This is a genomic window from Methanolobus psychrotolerans (assembly GCF_002243045.1).
Lineage (GTDB): Archaea > Halobacteriota > Methanosarcinia > Methanosarcinales > Methanosarcinaceae > Methanolobus > Methanolobus psychrotolerans.
Window position 1 is genome coordinate 13,848 of record NZ_MBKP01000027.1, and the last position, 16,796, is coordinate 30,643.

Below are 16,796 nucleotides of genomic sequence, written 5' to 3' on the forward strand. Positions count from 1 at the left end.
TATGTAACCCCCGTTACAATTTTGATTAGGCCTTGTAGCCTAATTGTTCAGTAATTAACATTCGGTTTTACATACGATATATAGATTCCGATTTGCTTCCTGAAGGAGGGAATATGTAAAATCAATAAATGAATGATTAAAGAAAATGGTTGCAAGAAATAAATGGCCCTGAAGACCATCTATTTCTCGGCTTTTGTGGTGGTACGTGGGGGTATTTCTTAACAAAAGGCTTCTCTTTTCCACAATTATTTGGAGACAAAGCCGACAACTAATACTAGATTTCACTTAACAGGAAATAAATATTAAGGAAACTTTATTTTGGATTATAATTAAGTATTTAAACACCTTAACAATGCTTTTTAGTGAACCGCACATAAAAGCGGATAAACACAGATGTAAATGTATTAGCTTACTAATAAGTGAGATTAAGGTTTTTTACAGAGCCAAATCTTGTTCAGCATTTATTTAGAACTAAAATACGTATATGAAGAAGACATAGTGTCGAAAACAGGGAGTATTAAAAAGAAGAGACAGGTACTCCGATTAGAAATAAACGCCAACCTGTCCCTTAGTTTCTTCTTGCTTGTTGGTGGTACCTGATAGTAAGGTGGTACTAAAGAAATCCCCCTACATATTAAGGAGATATAATTAAGACCACCAAATCCTTCTTGTTCTCTGATGAGATAAAACATAGAGAAACTGTTTTGCTAAATATTGCTTAGTATCTTTTGTAAGTAATATATCAATTCAATAACATTACAATCAAGTATTATATCCTGTAAATTATACTTGTTGTTTCAATTGTTTTTTGGCCATAAGGCTAGAAAATGTTGTGTATCCAAATATTATGATACCCAGCCAAAGTATTGGCTCTCCTATACTTTCATGCCCAAGATATGAAAGTGCAAGACCTGCACTGAGGATCAATATATTGATCTTGAGCAACTGACGGTTACGGCGAATTATACCGATATACTTTTCCCTTTGATGAAAAACACGTTTCTTTTCCTGATTCATAAAAATCACTATACCTTGATTATCATATCTGCAGCTTTTCGAACTCTGTTAAAAACAGCCGCCCCTATTCCATCTGGTCTGAAAGAACCATCCACTATTATTATATCAACATTTCTTTCATCAAGATACCTAAGCCCGATGAACAAATTCTTTGCAGCTTGTTCCGGTTTATCTTTTTCACCCAATGAATAGGATATATCTGCATGAACAATGTTTTCTGTTTCTTCTGTAACCAGCAATCCTATTTTTGTATCCCTCAGACTAAAATCAACAATAAGTTCTTTTATTCTGGAGACTACACGATCATGCTCCCCTTCAACAAGGATAACCCTTGACTCCGGGGAATAATGTGTATATTTCATTCCTGGAGAGCGGACTGTTTCATTTACGTGGTGCACATTATCGTCATAAGCAATTATTACTTCCCCAATGTACATTTCAAGCTCTTCTTTGCTTATTTTTCCTGGCCTTAATATCGCAGGGACAGCGGAGGTCATATCAATAACAGTAGATTCAAGCCCAATGACAACTTCTCCACCATCTACTATTGCATCGATTTTCCCGGAAAGGTCATGCAAAACATGTTCTGCAGTTGTCGGACTTGGTTTTCCGGAAATGTTAGCACTAGGAGCAGCTATCGGTGTGCCAGAATGCCGGATCAGTTCCAGAGCAATTCTATTTCCAGGTATCCTGACTGCTACAGTATCTAATCCGCCTGTTGTTACATCAGGGACTACTTCGTTCCTTTCCAATACAAGAGTCAAAGGACCTGGCCAGAATCTATCCATCAGGATCAATGCTTTATCTGGTATACTCCTGACAAGTTTCATGCAACTTTCCTTAGAATCAACGTGAACTATGAGCGGATTATCAGCAGGCCTGCCTTTTGCCTCAAATATCTGCATTACAGCTACTTCATTAAGTGCATCAGCCCCAAGTCCATAGACAGTTTCAGTTGGGAAAGCAACCGTGCCACCTTCACGTAGTATCCTGCCAGCCTCTTTAAGATGATCACCATTATCTGATCCTGATATATGGAATATTCTTGTGTTCTTTTTCATAGTTCAGCATTTGTTGAGAAATATACTTCAATTAGAAGTTTCTTTTTATCATAAACCATTCAGTGGACTGCAGGCCTTATTGGATGATAAGGCTCATAAGTTTTTTGTTCACCAATGATAAGAATGCTTTAACTTTAAAATGACAATTATGATGTTGGATGTGTTATTTTCTCCTGGAAAGACATTTATTCAGGCTGTCTTTCTGTAAAAAGGCAATACTTATATAGGATAATTCCGTCTAGTCCTGAAGTGAGCGGGTCTATTTTTAACCCCACTCCCACACTAACCCCCACTCCCCAGCCCGCTCACGCTTATGGGAGGGAGACTCCGGATCTGCAGGAAAGGGATTGTGAGTTGTCAATAATAATAATAATAATAATAATAATAATAATAATAATAATAATAATATTGTAATATAACAATATCGTAATATAATACTGCCTTCAAAATCCAGGATAAAATTAAAAAAAATGCTCCGGCACTATGCCAGAACATGTCTATTTGGAATCATTCGTCCTCTTTTTCGGGGCATGCGGCTGAACATGCCCTTCCGTATTCATCAATAACAGACTCCTTGCAGAGACCCACGCCATGTCTGTGTGCTGCCCGACCTATCATATGAGCAGCAACTGGCGCGGTCACAAGGATGAAAATAGCTACTGTAAGTGCTTTCACCCCTATTGGAGAAAAGCCTACCTTCAGCAGTATGCTAAACATGACTCCGAATGCACCAAGGGTTCCTATCTTGGTAGTTGTATGCAGTCTGTTATACACATCCGGAAGCCTTGCAAGCCCGAGCATTGCCAGGAATACGAAGAAAAGTCCAATCACCAGGACTACATTGCTAAGTATCTCCAGGACCATCGATAAAATACTCAGAGTATCACCCCTTCATCAAGGTATTTTGAAATGGTAACAGCCCCTACAAAAGATATAATAGCAAGTACAAGTGCCACGTCCATGAAAAAAACGGACCCTTTGACAAATGAGTAGATACCAAGCATCACAACGATTACCGTTGTCATTGCATCAAGAGCAACCACCCTGTCAGGGATGGTTGGTCCTTTAATGATCCTGTATAAGCAAGGTATGATGGCAATCACCATGAAGATGAGCGAATATTCAAGTAACATAGAATTCATTCGAATGCCTCCAATACGTATTTCTCTAGATCATCCCTTATTGACCGAGCCAACCCTTCAGGATCTGTTGCATCTATTGCATGGACATACAGAACAGACCTGTCTTCAGATATATCAATCGTAAGTGTTCCCGGTGTAAGGGTAATAGTATTTGCGATCGCAGTTATTCCAAGATCTGTTTTTGTGCGAATAGGTATTGCAACTATACCCGGTTTTATGTTTATTTTTGGCTGAAGCACTATTTTTGCAACCACTATGTTCGCCTTTATGATCTCCTTGAAAAGCACATACATGTACTTTACTTGTGCCGGAATCTTCTTTATGGCATTACCAAAAGAGAACTCAGTATCAAAACGGAAAAGAGATTTAAAGGGCCTTATTATAAATGGAGCTATGATGACCCCCAGCACAAAATTGTTAATGCTTACAGTACCATGGACAAAGCACCATACAACACCAAGTATAGCTGAATAGGCAATGTATCTCTTCATCTGACCACCCTCGTCATTACAGCATCAATGTAGGGCTGCGGATCAAGTATCTGGTTCGCTGTCGCATTTGCAAAGGTTATCAGCGGTTCTGCATAAAGCCCAAATATGACAACTCCAAGCGCAAGCACGATTATTGGTAGAGCAATCAATGAGGAAGTACCATGTGTAGAATATTCACCATATTCATTAACATCCCTCTTCTCACCCCAGAACATCAAAAGCATTGCCCTGAACATGTAGAATATGGTGAATATTGCGAACAGGAGTGCGATCGCAACCTCAAAGTAATATTCCCCACTGATCCCTGCATCGAACAATTGGAACTTGGCTATGAATCCCCCCATTGGTGGCAGTCCTGCAATGGACATAGCACCTGTAAGGAACATCAGTGACATGAAAGGAGCACTATCAACCATACCTCCCATTTTTCTCATATCCCTTGTACCTGCATGGTGTATTATGCCACCTGAAGTCAGGAACAGCATTGACTTTGCAAGAGCATGGTTCACGAGATACACAAGTGCTGCTGCAATTCCATAAACACCGCCAAACCCAATTCCAAGGAACACATAACCTATCTGGCTGACACTTGAATATGCAAGCAGACGCTTCACATCTGTCTGGGCAACGGCTGAAATGGCTCCCACTACAATTGTAGCAAGTGCAAGGTAGATGATCACCGGCTTGAATAGGTAGAGGGTATCAGGGAATATGAGGAAGAACACCCTTAGCATTCCATAAGCTCCAACCTTAATCAGTACACCGCTGAGCATTGCGCTTATGGGTGAAGGTGCTGTGGGGTGCACATCCGGGAGCCAGTAGTGAAGTGGAAATATTGCCGCCTTATTACCAAAGACCACAATGAACATTAATGCAATGCCAAACACGTGCCACGGAAGTGTGCCTGCTGCACTCATTGCACTGAGCTTCACGGATATATCCGCCATGTTAAGCGTTCCTGTAGTTGCGTACAGAGAAGCCACTGCGATGAGCATTACAATGGAACTGAGCATGTTAAGTACAAGGTACTTGAAGGTCGCTTCCATCTTATCTGAACTTTTTGTAACTCCACCCTTTTCGTTGGCTATTACAAGCCCACATGAAGAGAGAAGAAGTATCTCAAAGAACACGAAGAGATTGAATATATCTCCTGTGAGGAAAGATCCGTTAAGTCCTGCCACCAGCAGACTGAATAGTGGATAGTATGATGCGCTAAGTGACTTTTCTTCAATATAGTCAAGTGAGTAGACTAGTGCCAGGAATGACACGATGGATGTCAGTACCACCATACCTGAACTTAGCAGGTCGGCAACTAATATGATCCCATATTTTCCCCATTCTCCTACCTCATATGCCTGTATGCCACTGGACCATACCTGCAGGAGCATAAGCACGCTAACTATGGCAAGTATAAAGAAAACTGAAATGCTCAGTAATTTCTGAATTGCCGGCTGCTTCCTCAGAAACAACATGAGAGCTGCCGTCAATATAGGTGTTGCTACCAGTAGTATGGGCAGATGTACTGCCAGTGCAATCATCCCCAGAGCCTCCTGAGTTCCTTGAGATCAGTTGTCCCGTACTCTTCATAGATACGGTAGGCAAGTATCAAGATGAATGCAGTGGTTGCCAAGCTGATTACAATAGCAGTAAGTACTAATGCCTGCACCAGAGGGTCCACGTAATCGGTATGATGACCAGCAGCAAGCACAGGTGCAAGTATATTCAGGGACAGTGTGTCGGTAAATATAGATCCCGTGGCTTCGACAGCTCCATGGCCACCATCATCGACAATGATAGGTACTTTTGTTCCTGCAAATACTCCGGTTGATACTATCAGGAGATTAACTGCATGTGAGAGTATACCAAGGCCGATTATAACCCTAACAATGTCACGGCGAAGGATAAGGAATGTGCCGATACCAAAGAGTATGGCTATTGTGAGAGAAAGAAGCGTATTGTTCATCTGTCATCACCTACGTTTTTGAAAATGAAAAGTAGTCCGCCAATTACTACAAAATAGACTCCTATGTCGAATAAACCTGCAGATACAAGCTCCACCTCTCCGAAAAATGGTAGATGGATGAACTCCACTGCACTGCGGAAGAAATTATGGGAAAATGCAATTGCTGCAAAGGCCGTGACTGAAGCTAGCAGTAAGCCAAATCCGAACCAATTGCCCCAGTCCGGATCGAAGAACGATTTGATATAATCTAAGCCATACACCACATATGTCAGTGCTATCACTGAAGCAAACATGACACCACCTATAAATCCTCCGCCTGGGTTGTTGTGTCCTGCAAGTAAGAGAGATATTGAAAAGAGTATGACCAGTGGTAAACATATCTTTGTTATTGTTTTTGTTATCAGGGTTGTCATTCATCATCACTCCTGCTCTGTATAAGGTTATAGACGCCAAGTGCTGCAAGGCAGAGAACGGCAATCTCACCAAGGGTATCATACCCTCTGAAATCAACTATGATCACATTCACTATATTGTGTCCGCCTGCCAGAGGAAGACTATTCTCAATGAAATAATGGGAAAGCGATTCAAAGGGAGGAACTATTCCCTGGGTGGCATTTATCAGCAGAATGAATACAATCGATGCTACTGTGGCGGATATAAGCAAATCCTTGGTAAGTGTTGCCTTTGTGATATGTTCTTTGAACTTCTGCGGGATCTTCACGATGGCCAACAGGAAGATTATGGTTGATAATGTCTCCACCAGTACCTGCGTGAGGGCAAGGTCGGGCGCCTGCAGATATATGAACAGCAGGGCAACCAAATATCCCAATCCTGAAATGGATATTATCGCAGGAACGTACCTTGGCAACATTGCTGCCCCAAGTGCAGCAATTATCATGAACAGGTAGATGATAATTTCATAAAGTGGAATATCAAAGTTAAGATCTGACGGTAAAAGACTTGATGCCAGCAATATGGCAGGTATTGCAAACATTGTAATAGTCAATAATAACAAGGCAAGCATGTATGTCTTTATAGGACCAGGCTGCATCCTGTTGGAAAACTTGGATGTTACATTCTTTGCATTATCAACTGCTGCATCATAGTAATAATTGACACTTATCCATGGGAAACGTGCATTGAACTTGTTCTGCCATTCTGCAATCCTTGAGTATTGCGTATATGTAAGGATACCAAGTATAAAGGTGACAATGGTCATAAAGAGCGGTGCGGTGAATCCATGCCAGAGTTTTATATGCAGATGAGCTTCCTGAAGCAAAATACCCGAAACCGTAGGCTCTATGAAATTGTGTACAGGTATGGAAGGCACAAGTCCGAACAGTACTATAAGTCCTACGAGAAAGATTGCCGGGGCAAGCATTACCATTGAAGGGTCGTGTATATGCTCAGGCAGTCCCTTAGAAGGTCGCTTCCCAAGGAATATGCCATCTATGAGCTTTATAGAATATGCAAATGTGAACACACCACCAAGCACAGCAAGTGCAGGAATGAGTATGTTATATGGTGAACCAAGTAATGACCCCATCTCAACAGATGCCTCATAGAACATCTCTTTACTAAGGAAACCATTCAATGGCGGTATTCCTGCCATGGAAAGTGCTCCTATAGTTGCCACTATAAAAGTGATGGGCATTTCCTTGCGTAACCCACCCATCTTCGTAATGTCTCTGGTGGCAGTTTCGTGCGCCACTATACCTGCTACAAGGAAAAGACATGCCTTGAAGGTCGCATGATTGAGAAGATGGAAAGTTGCAGCAGCAACACCAATTCCAGGTTCGTGGTGTGTGGTGTAACCATACATTGTCATAATGTAGGCAAGCTGGCTTATGGTTGAATATGCAAGTATTCCTTTGATATCAGTCTGACGGAAAGCAAGGAAACCTGCCAGAAGCATTGTAAATATCCCGACACCACTTACAAGGAAGAACCAGGCGTCAGTTCCTGAGAATATCGGATGGATCCGCGCTATTAGATAGATACCGGCTTTAACCATTGTTGCCGAATGCAGGAATGCACTGACAGGAGTTGGTGCTTCCATTGCATTAGGGAGCCATATGTAAAAGGGCCCCTGTGCAGATTTTGAAGCAGCTCCGATGAATATGAGAACAAGCGTTAAGATGAAGAGTTCATGGCTGTGTAATATGTCCCTAATGGATTCGTTCTGAAGAATTGTGGGGATGTCAAAAGTGCCGGTAATAGCATGCAATACAAGGAAGCCTGCAAGCATGAATAAACCACCTGCTGCGGTTATGAGTAATGATTTTGTTGCGCCGTATACTGACATGGGCCTATTCCGCCAGTATCCGATAAGCATGAATGATGTGATACTTGTAAGTTCCCAGAAGATGAATAGCTGAATTGTGTTGGCTGAGAATACCATACCAAGCATCGACCCCATGAAGAATAGGAGTTGCTGGTAGTATCTGGGAAGATCTTCTTTCTTTGACATGTACCCATTGGAGTATGACATGATTATCACACCAATACCGGATACAATGAAACCGAACATGATACTCAGGCCATCTGCATAGAATGAAAGGTTTATACCCATTGAAGGAAGCCATTCGATCGATTTCTGAATAGTCCCTCCGTGTATGATCTCCGGTGCCGCCTGAGCAACTAATAATAAACTCATAAATGCAACTGCGGACGCATACCATCCTATTTTTTCTTTCAGAAGTTTTTCAATGGCAGGCAATATACCGGCCAAAATAAATGGCAAAAAAACCGCCAGAGTAATTGCTGTAAACGAATCCATGTCACCTTAAATTCAATTCCCTATATTTAACGTTTATTAATGTGAATTATTATTTATGATGAATATATTGCATTTTTATATACATTGTTATTTTATAATAATGGATTGTTTCTGAAAATGCGAAACTTTTATATATAAATTAGAATTCTGCTTTTGCCATCCGGATAAAAAAGATTAAAAGAAGGATAATAGAAATATATTATGCATATTATTAGTTCGTATACAGTTATTTTTGTGATAGAATGAAAAAACAACCATCTCCATCTAATAGTTCTGCATTTAAGAAGATCAGGAACCACTACATACCAATATTTATTGTTCTATCTGTTTTCTGCCTTTTTTTGCAGGCTCCAGCTTTAGCAAATGATGAAAATGAAGGAAATGAATCTGCAATTTCAATTGTTTCCAAGCAAACGAGAATCTCAGAATTCAGTCATTTGATAGAATTATATTTTGAAGATGACAACTATGTAATTATAAGTGAGTCCATAGTTTATTCAGCCGGCTCACCAAATAATAGTGAAGAACTTGTGTTGTGGATTCCTGAAAATGCAGAAATTATGCAGTTCCAGGTAACTGATATGGCAGGTAGTACCCCCATAAGCTCTGTAAATTACTCGAGAAAAGACAATTTACTGTATTTCCATTCATACGGAACTACCGCCTCTGATGGAATGCCGCTCCTCTATATGATCAGGTATGCTGTACATAATCACGAAGAAAACCCTGCATTCAGAAAAGTCATCCGGGAAGAAGAAATATTTGAGTATCCCATATCCAGACTAATAATTGTTGTCAACTATGAAGAAGGTAATGTCCCTGCTATTTATTCCGCAGATGGTTTTTCACTTGTAGCTGACCAAGTGACCAATGGAGAGACTTATACATCATATGTATGGTCTTCACCACAGTTCAATGAACTTAGCATTGCCCTCCAAAACAATATTGACACAAATACCGGAAATGGGCATAATTCAGGCCTGATTGCAGGAATTATATTACTGGTAATTGTACTCGCCGGAGTAGTATATTATAAAATGAACAGACCCGGTTATTCAGAGGAGCTTGAAGACCTTTACGAAGCAGAACTTGCAGTCCTTGCACAAATAAAGGAAGACAGGATAAAAAATAAGCTCAGTAGAGAAGAGTTTGAAAAACTTCACAAAAAACACACCGGAAATGCATTAAAGATCAAAAACAAAAAGGATAAACTGAAAAAGACCTAGTGATCCAGTTCCCCATATGTACCTTCTTTTTTCGGCTTCATCTCTGTGATATCAGCAGTAAGCCATCCAATATCATAACTCTGGCCACAATTTGGGCATATTAACCCCAATCTTGCTTTTTCCACGGATATTTCCTTAAAGTGTACATGAAATCCACGCTGATATCCACAATTAAGACAGACACGAAATGAGTTCTCAGTATTTGAGTCCATATTTAAAAATCAATATGTTGGAATAAATCATTGTCGATATAGTTTAGCATAGGTTCATTCCACCCACAATACTTATCAGAAAATACCTGCAAGGGAAAACTCATGTACAAAGGAATAATCTTTGACTCTGATGGAGTTCTCGTAGACTCAATGCCCTATCATGCAAAAGCATGGGTTGATGTTTTTGCGGAATTTGGCATCTGTGTCACTGAAAATGAGATTTATGAGATAGAAGGATCAAATCACGTTGGTGTTATCAATATCTTTTTTCAAAAAGCGGGCAGGGTTCCTGGACCAGACATCTATGACACGATCCTTGAAAAAAAGAGGGAACATTTTCTGGAGAATAATCATGCAAAAGCATTTAAAGGCATGTATGAATGCCTGAACTCCCTTAAAGATAAATTTAAACTTGCTGTTGCATCCGGTGCTGACAGAACGATTGTCACCTCGCTGATGGAGAAATTCTATCCGGGAATATTCGATGCTATAGTATCAGGTGAGGATGTCAAAAATGGAAAACCTGACCCCGAACCTTATAACAGGGCAGTTGAAATGCTGGGACTGGATAAGGATAATTGTTTTGTTGTAGAGAATGCACCCCTGGGAGTTAAAGCAGCCAAAAATGCTGGCCTTTTCTGCATTGGGGTCCCGACATATCTCGATATGGCAAAACTTCAGGAAGCTGATTTGATACTTAAATCTCATGCAGAATTAATTGAGTACCTTAAAAGTATTGGTTAAAAAATAAGTAATAAAATCAAAGAAAACAAAAAAGAAGTACGGTCAGACTAACCGTACTGTCTCAAGGTTTACGAGTGCCTTTGTCTCCATCTTATTTTTCTTGTGGATAGAGCTTGCAAGGTCCACGCATGAACGCTCATCACCATGCTCTGTGAAGACTCTTTCAGGGCGTGGCTTCATCTTCTTGATGTAATCCATTAACTGCCTCCTATCAGAGTGACCGGAGAAACCGTCAACTACCTCGACATTCATGTTCATTTTGACAACATGAGTACCATTGCTGCTTGAGAGTGGTATCTCTTTCCATCCCTTCTGGATCCTTCTACCCAGGGTTCCATCTGCCTGGTAACCTACAAAGACAAGTGTGTTATTCTCATTCTCTGCAAACGCTTTAAAATATTCGATTACAGGACCTGCATTCATCATACCTGATGTTGCCAGTACCACACATGGGTGTGGCTCCTGAATTATCTTCTGGCGCAGTTCATTTGAGTCAACAGGTTTGAAGCATTCGGCGAGGAAGGGATTCTGACCCTTCTGGAAAATGAGCTTACGCAGATCGTTGTTCAGGTATTCAGGATATGTTGCATGGATGGCCGTTGCCTCCCATATCATTCCGTCAAGATAGACCGGAACGTTAGGTATTAGACCGGAACGTATGGCATCTTCAAGCACGATCATTACTTCCTGGCTTCTTCCAACTGCAAAGGCGGGTATCAGTACGACCCCATTCTTCTGCAGTGTCTCAGTAACTATATTCCTTAGTTTCGTCTCTGCTTCCTGAAGGCTTGGCTGAATAGCATTTATGTTCCCATATGTGGACTCCATAATAACACTTTCAACACGCGGAAACTTGTTAACTGCAGCATCAAAAAGCCTTGTTTTCTCATATTTGAAGTCACCTGTGATAACCACATTGTGAAGTCCGTCCCCAATATGGAAATGGGAAACTGCAGAACCGAGTATATGCCCTGCATTATGGAATGTAAGTTTTATGTCAGGAGCTATATCCGTTACTTCCTCGTAATCCAGGACAATTGTGTGCTTCAGACCTTCCCTGACATCAGCGGAACTATATGGAGGCCTCTTGCCTTCCTTTGCAGCCACATCAATGAAGTCAAGCTGCAACAATGCCATCAGATCCCTTGTTGGAGGTGTGCAGTAGATAGGACCTTCAAAGCCGTATTTGTAGAGAAGTGGCACAAGTCCCTGGTGATCAAGATGAGCATGTGTCAGTACAACAGCATCTATCTGGTTAATAGGGTATGCTTCTGGCACATACAGATAAGGTGTCATATGTTCATCGGAACCAACATTGACCCCGCAATCGATCATAATTCGTGATTCCGGGGTTGAGAGTATAAAACAACTTCTTCCTACCTCTTTTGCGCCACCCAGCGATGTAACTCTTACCCATTCATCCTTTGAAGTGCATCCTCTGTGGATTTTTCTCCCAACTGATTTAAGGATGTCTTTTCGATCCTTGTGGTTGGTGCGCATGAATTCACGTATGTTCTGCACAGTACGGGATTTAATAGGAGGTGTACGTACGACCTTTGGTGTCCACCCTATCTTCTTTGTTATTTCCCTGAGTGTTTCCCCATGCTTTCCTATAACGAGTCCCGGTTTCTCAGCTTCGATGATGACCTCACCGACATCAAGATCAAAGTGATAATTGGATACCCCTGATTCTTCCGGAACAGTTTCCAGGATCTTTGTAATTGATTCCTCTGGAGGCATCAGCACTTTTGGATCAGGACGTACTACAATACGTGTCCGCAGTGCTTTTGCCAGATTTCTGACTATATTACCGTTATCTGCAAATTTTTTAGGCTCTTCTGTGTAAACAACAAGCTGTGGGCCTTCAAACTCAACACTAGAAATAGTAGTACCAACAGGTAGTTTTTCTTCTATTTTCTTCTTCAAATCAGATAGTACTTCTTCTACCGCCATTAAAACAGCCTTCCTTATAAAAAAGTGAAAAATATGATATAGTTAAAAAACTATGTTCAAAACGTTATGTAATGTTAAATGAAAGAATTTAATAGATTATATAATCAGTTTAATTCATCCCTCATTTTTTTGACATTTTCCATATCAAGTCTGGTATATGTGTCCTTTTTAATGACCACAACATCTATGTTCTCACCGGATGCAGAGTCCCTCTTAATTGCATTGTGAAGTGCCCTGACAGCCAGCTCAACACCTTCATCGGTGGTCATATCTTTCTTGTAGCGATCTTCAAGTACCCCGTATGCCATCGGAGAACCTGAACCGGTAGCTACAGCTTTAGTCTCTTCTATACTGCCACCAAGAGCATCAAGTGAGTAAATTGAAGGTCCATTCTTATCATAGCCTCCAACAAGAAGCTGCACCATCAGTGGATAGTACCTCTGGCCACTGAGCATATTTGACAACAGAGTTGTAAGACCTTTGATAGTCATCGGTTCCTTGCGTCTCATTTTGTATAATTTAGATTCGACACTCATTACCCTTACGATCTGCTGTGCATCTCCCACAGATCCAGCAATGGTCATTGCAACCAGATCATCTATCTGGTAGACCTTCTTTGCAGTTTTACTTGCAATGAAATTCCCCATTGTTGCACGCTGCTCGGTTGCAAGAACTACACCGTCATTGCAAACTATCCCTACAGTGGTTGTACCTGTTAAATGTTTATCATTAACCATTAATTATACCTCATAGCAAAAATGAGAAATCAATATGAAAAATGTGTAATGCATAGCAATGCATCTAGTTACCCATTAGCAATTTTTATATATATATTTATCCCTTGCTCAGTAAATACCTATTTCTTCAGCAAGTACTTTAACACGTTCGATGCTTTCGATATTTACATGTTTTTCCTGCATCTTACGGAGACATCTGTCAAGAGAGATCCTTTCAGTACCCATTACAAGATTGTCCGCATGGGCTACAATTTTTTGCTCCAGCGTCACAGGCATATAATCTTCATCCGGAAGTCCTATTTTTTTTGCTTCTTCTCTTGTGATCCCGGCCCCAATATGGCGCTTAATTATTTCCATGATCCGGGGTTCTAGATTATTTTCTTTTGCGATGTCCACACCAGCTAGGGCATGGTCTATACCATGGCTTTTTGCCCTTCCAATATCATGCAGGAGTCCGCCAATCTCAACAAGCTCAATATCAACATCTTTTCCGTTAACTTTCAGCTTTGAGGCTATTTCAAGAGCAACATCAGCAACAGTAATACAATGAGATATAACCTTTTCACTGCACCCTGAAACTTTCAGGAGATGAAGAGCATCTTCACGTGAAAGCATCTTATTTATTTCTGTCAAGGAAAGCCAGCCGGTCTTCTATTTTCTGAATGAATTTGGAATTATCCTCATACATCATGTCCTCACCACAGTCCGGACAAAGGAACTCACATTCTGTAGCTGCCTTAAAATCCATACGTACACAGCCTGCAGGACAGTTATAGAAAACATTATCCTCTTCAAATTTAACTCTAACCTTGAGGTTTTTTACAAGTCTTTTCCTCTCCTTCAATAACTGTGGCCCTATGTCGGTCATGTCAAGCGTCCACAGATATGTAAGCCACCCACTGCTCGAATCACGTTCACGCCTGCATAATGCAAGCTTGTTCTCATTAAGAATAAAAAGAGTTCTTCTGACTATATTTAATAAAATGCCCGTTGCTTGTGCTATTTGTTCGTCAGTAACCTCTCCTTCGGGCATGCTCTCTATCATCTGGAGTCCTTCTTCACCCACCAGCCGAACGAGATATCCTCTGACAACCAGATCATTCAAATCTATCAAAAAATTTCACCTCATGATGTGCATGCTTAATGCAATGTATTCAAATATTAACCTTTGCTTGCAAATCCTGCCTGACTTAAGCATTATTAGCTAATTCCCGTATCTTGTTTCAGGAGTAAAGTAAATTCAATGATTCACGTATAAACATGACGCTTTCCTCAATTCCGGACAAAACATCCTTGCGACTTTTCCCAGAACATAAGATGGAGATCATAGGCTCATCCGGACTTATGACCTGCCCAGTATTGGGAATATCACACACATCCTTTTCAAGCAACATCTTTTGAGCTATTTCAGTTATCCTTATCTCTTGTCCGGCATATAATATGGCACGACCCACATACTGCTTTTCCCGGCCCTCATCCAGATTTTCTACATGATGGACATTTCCTTCAAAGGCTTCAAGATGAGCATCTAATAAATTGACCCCTGTTGCCATTTCAACAGTATCAAGACTGCCCTGGAAACGTGCGTTCACCTCAATAATCACCGGACCACTCTCACTTATTATGAAGTCCACTCCATTTGAACCCACAAGCCCTAGTTCAAGTATCAATTCCTCAGATATCCTTTTCATTTCAACAGCAAAAGGCGTGTCATAAGGTGTTATATTCCCGCAGTATGCAAAGGGCAGTCCTGTAAGCCATGGTACTCCAATAAGCTGCTCATTAACGGCTATTGCAATGGCTTTTTCTTTTGTGGATATTACTGAAACACTTGCAGGCGTACCGTATATAAACTCCTGGGCTATCATCTTACTCTTACCATCTGGAATTTTGAGGTTTCTCAATTTGTCATGAAGAACTTTGATATCTACCTCATTTTCAATTTTCATGTTAAAAATGCCGCCACCGGAACATGAAGGCTTGACAATTGCAGGTAAACTTAATTTATCAATCTCAGAAAGAAGGACCGTTTCAGGATGAGAGATTTTTAATCTCTTCAGGATCATGGAGAGACAGTATTTATCCGACACTTCCCTCATTGCCCCGGGTTCGTTACCAAGAACCCTGTATGGGAGCCTTTCAAGACCTATTGCCTCAAACCCCGAGCCCGGTATGATTGCATCAAAATCCACATTGAAACTTTCAATAAGGTCTGCCAGTTCCTCAAGACTTATGTGGTTAGCGTCAAATGTTCCACCGATATCCAGCTTCTTTGCACCTGCAGAACAATGTAAGAGGTCATAATCACAGAATGCATCTATAGAATACATATTGTATCCGGCCCTCTTGCCGGAACAAACAATGTTACGGGTGCTAAACCCTATAACCAGTATGTTTTTCATACTACGGACCTTTTTATTTGGACACATCGGCAACAGCAAGAAGTCCCTTTTCGGTTTTGATGACTGGTATATCTGTCCCTGCTTCTGCAGTAAACATTATCGGTTTTTTGATTGTCACGGTTTCATAAGTGTCAGGATCAAGTACTAGAAGATCATTGTTTTCAATAGCTACAAGAATTGTTTTTTGTAGATCCTTTCGATTTATAAGGAGCCTTGCACCATCCAGCTCATCAGGTGCAACTGTAAAACGTGCCCCTGTCTCAACATCAATACCACTGACATTCTTTCCAAACTTCCTGATCTCTATTATTCTTCCTTTATGCTCTATAAAGTCATGGGGCATAAATTCAGGAAGTCTCAGTGAAAAAGTGACACGGTAAACGTCCTTCCCGTCTTTTCTTCCCTGCAATGTTGCAGATTCGGTAAAGCTGCCCCCAAGCCTGGAAACAATCTCTTTGCAGATATGTCTGCCTGCATTTGAAGAACCAAGATAAAGGTCAGTACCCTCCTTTATCTCAGCAGTATTGGATATAAAAGCAAGCCTGTCACCTTTATTGCGCATTCTTTCCAGTACATCGTTAACGATATTGATGCATTTAATTTTCTCCTCATCACCCGGAATGCGGTTAGTAGCTCTTATCTGCATGATAGATTCAAAATATCCGCCTGATATACGACTGCACATATCACATGACTCACGTATTACACGAATCTCGGTTTCAAGATCCTGATGGAACATCTCATCCAGCAAAATTGCATCTGCCTCAATATGCACCTTAAAAAGATAAGGTGTGGCTTCCCGGGGTTGGACATATACCTCAATGTTCTCAGCTAGTTCATGTACAAAAAGCGCATCTTCTGCAGCCTGGACTACAACATCTTTAAGGCTGCCAACATTTACCCATTTGCTCTTGACATTGCGCGCTCCACAACTAGAACATATTTTTGTGTGCAACACCGGAGCTATTTCTGCAAGAGTGAAGGTTTCTAAAAAGCAGTTTTTACAGCGTCCCTGGAATAGTTTCGGTGTTTCATTTCCGCACTTTGGACATATGGTACTGTTCATCGG

At 40.9% G+C, this 16,796-nt stretch carries 19 protein-coding genes; 3 read left to right on the forward strand and 16 right to left on the reverse strand.

Features of this window, described 5'->3' with window-relative positions; genetic code table 11:
- Nucleotides 1-783: 783 nt before the first annotated feature.
- Together BB781_RS09635 and BB781_RS09640 are read right to left on the reverse strand one after the other, a co-directional pair.
- Nucleotides 784-1,017: a hypothetical protein gene (locus tag BB781_RS09635; protein ID WP_094228283.1), complete on the reverse strand. Its 234-nt coding sequence runs from the start codon at nucleotides 1,015-1,017 to the stop codon at nucleotides 784-786.
- 8 nt (nucleotides 1,018-1,025) lie between these two features.
- Nucleotides 1,026-2,078, reverse strand: coding sequence for an L-threonylcarbamoyladenylate synthase (locus tag BB781_RS09640; RefSeq protein ID WP_094228284.1), 1,053 nt, complete (start codon nucleotides 2,076-2,078; stop codon nucleotides 1,026-1,028).
- A 249-nt stretch (nucleotides 2,079-2,327) separates the two neighbouring features.
- Between BB781_RS09640 and BB781_RS15730 the strand changes: the two genes are divergently transcribed.
- Nucleotides 2,328-2,492 carry a hypothetical protein gene (locus BB781_RS15730; protein WP_164997841.1) on the forward strand — a complete coding sequence of 55 codons (165 nt, stop codon included), beginning with the start codon at nucleotides 2,328-2,330 and terminating at the stop codon, nucleotides 2,490-2,492.
- 93 nt (nucleotides 2,493-2,585) lie between these two features.
- On the opposite strand, the gene mnhG is transcribed toward BB781_RS15730, so the two are convergent.
- The 7 genes from mnhG to mbhE are packed head-to-tail and all read right to left on the reverse strand — an operon-like array spanning nucleotide 2,586 to nucleotide 8,453.
- Complete coding sequence (mnhG, locus tag BB781_RS09645) at nucleotides 2,586-2,942, reverse strand: monovalent cation/H(+) antiporter subunit G (protein WP_094228285.1); 357 nt, start codon at nucleotides 2,940-2,942, stop codon at nucleotides 2,586-2,588.
- A gap of 11 nt (nucleotides 2,943-2,953) precedes the next feature.
- Nucleotides 2,954-3,220, reverse strand: coding sequence for a cation:proton antiporter (locus BB781_RS09650; protein WP_094228286.1), 267 nt, complete (start codon nucleotides 3,218-3,220; stop codon nucleotides 2,954-2,956).
- Nucleotides 3,217-3,711 carry a Na+/H+ antiporter subunit E gene (locus BB781_RS09655; RefSeq protein WP_094228287.1) on the reverse strand — a complete coding sequence of 165 codons (495 nt, stop codon included), beginning with the start codon at nucleotides 3,709-3,711 and terminating at the stop codon, nucleotides 3,217-3,219. The genes BB781_RS09650 and BB781_RS09655 overlap by 4 nt, the downstream gene beginning before the upstream one ends.
- The gene (locus BB781_RS09660) at nucleotides 3,708-5,249 is read right to left on the reverse strand and encodes an NADH-quinone oxidoreductase subunit M (protein WP_094228288.1); all 1,542 of its coding nucleotides are present in this window, start codon (nucleotides 5,247-5,249) and stop codon (nucleotides 3,708-3,710) included. The genes BB781_RS09655 and BB781_RS09660 overlap by 4 nt, the downstream gene beginning before the upstream one ends.
- Nucleotides 5,246-5,674, reverse strand: a complete 429-nt coding sequence (locus BB781_RS09665) for an NADH-quinone oxidoreductase subunit K (protein WP_094228289.1) — start codon at nucleotides 5,672-5,674, stop codon at nucleotides 5,246-5,248. Before BB781_RS09665 ends, BB781_RS09660 begins: the two co-directional genes overlap by 4 nt.
- Nucleotides 5,671-6,087, reverse strand: a complete 417-nt coding sequence (locus BB781_RS09670) for a monovalent cation/H+ antiporter subunit B (RefSeq protein WP_094228290.1) — start codon at nucleotides 6,085-6,087, stop codon at nucleotides 5,671-5,673. Before BB781_RS09670 ends, BB781_RS09665 begins: the two co-directional genes overlap by 4 nt.
- On the reverse strand, nucleotides 6,084-8,453 hold the full coding sequence (gene mbhE, locus BB781_RS09675) for a hydrogen gas-evolving membrane-bound hydrogenase subunit E (RefSeq protein ID WP_094228291.1): 2,370 nt from the start codon (nucleotides 8,451-8,453) through the stop codon (nucleotides 6,084-6,086). Before mbhE ends, BB781_RS09670 begins: the two co-directional genes overlap by 4 nt.
- Before the next feature lie 242 nt (nucleotides 8,454-8,695).
- On the opposite strand from mbhE, the gene BB781_RS09680 reads away from it, so the two are divergent.
- Nucleotides 8,696-9,679, forward strand: a complete 984-nt coding sequence (locus BB781_RS09680) for a hypothetical protein (RefSeq protein WP_094228292.1) — start codon at nucleotides 8,696-8,698, stop codon at nucleotides 9,677-9,679.
- On the opposite strand, the gene BB781_RS09685 is transcribed toward BB781_RS09680, so the two are convergent.
- A complete protein-coding gene (locus tag BB781_RS09685) occupies nucleotides 9,676-9,891 on the reverse strand; it encodes a hypothetical protein (RefSeq protein ID WP_094228293.1) in 216 nt (71 codons plus the stop codon). The two genes, BB781_RS09680 and BB781_RS09685, sit on opposite strands and share 4 nt — an antisense overlap.
- A 102-nt stretch (nucleotides 9,892-9,993) precedes the next feature.
- Here BB781_RS09685 and BB781_RS09690 point away from each other — a divergent pair, with 102 nt between their 5' ends.
- Entirely contained in the window at nucleotides 9,994-10,635 is a 642-nt protein-coding gene (locus BB781_RS09690) for an HAD family hydrolase (protein WP_094228294.1), read from the forward strand.
- Nucleotides 10,636-10,677: 42 nt separating this feature from the next.
- On the opposite strand, the gene BB781_RS09695 is transcribed toward BB781_RS09690, so the two are convergent.
- The 6 genes from BB781_RS09695 to BB781_RS09720 form a co-directional block, all read right to left on the reverse strand.
- Nucleotides 10,678-12,588, reverse strand: a complete 1,911-nt coding sequence (locus BB781_RS09695) for a beta-CASP ribonuclease aCPSF1 (RefSeq protein WP_094228295.1) — start codon at nucleotides 12,586-12,588, stop codon at nucleotides 10,678-10,680.
- A 104-nt stretch (nucleotides 12,589-12,692) separates the two neighbouring features.
- Nucleotides 12,693-13,325, reverse strand: coding sequence for an archaeal proteasome endopeptidase complex subunit beta (gene psmB, locus BB781_RS09700; protein WP_094228296.1), 633 nt, complete (start codon nucleotides 13,323-13,325; stop codon nucleotides 12,693-12,695).
- 108 nt (nucleotides 13,326-13,433) lie between these two features.
- Complete coding sequence (locus tag BB781_RS09705; RefSeq protein WP_340637518.1) at nucleotides 13,434-13,958, reverse strand: TIGR00295 family protein; 525 nt, start codon at nucleotides 13,956-13,958, stop codon at nucleotides 13,434-13,436.
- On the reverse strand, nucleotides 13,942-14,439 hold the full coding sequence (locus BB781_RS09710) for a transcription factor (RefSeq protein WP_094228297.1): 498 nt from the start codon (nucleotides 14,437-14,439) through the stop codon (nucleotides 13,942-13,944). The genes BB781_RS09705 and BB781_RS09710 overlap by 17 nt, the downstream gene beginning before the upstream one ends.
- A 109-nt stretch (nucleotides 14,440-14,548) precedes the next feature.
- Nucleotides 14,549-15,727, reverse strand: coding sequence for an ATP-grasp domain-containing protein (locus BB781_RS09715; RefSeq protein ID WP_094228298.1), 1,179 nt, complete (start codon nucleotides 15,725-15,727; stop codon nucleotides 14,549-14,551).
- A 13-nt stretch (nucleotides 15,728-15,740) separates the two neighbouring features.
- A complete protein-coding gene (locus tag BB781_RS09720) occupies nucleotides 15,741-16,793 on the reverse strand; it encodes a 60S ribosomal export protein NMD3 (RefSeq protein ID WP_094228339.1) in 1,053 nt (350 codons plus the stop codon).
- Between the last annotated feature and the right edge of the window lie 3 nt (nucleotides 16,794-16,796).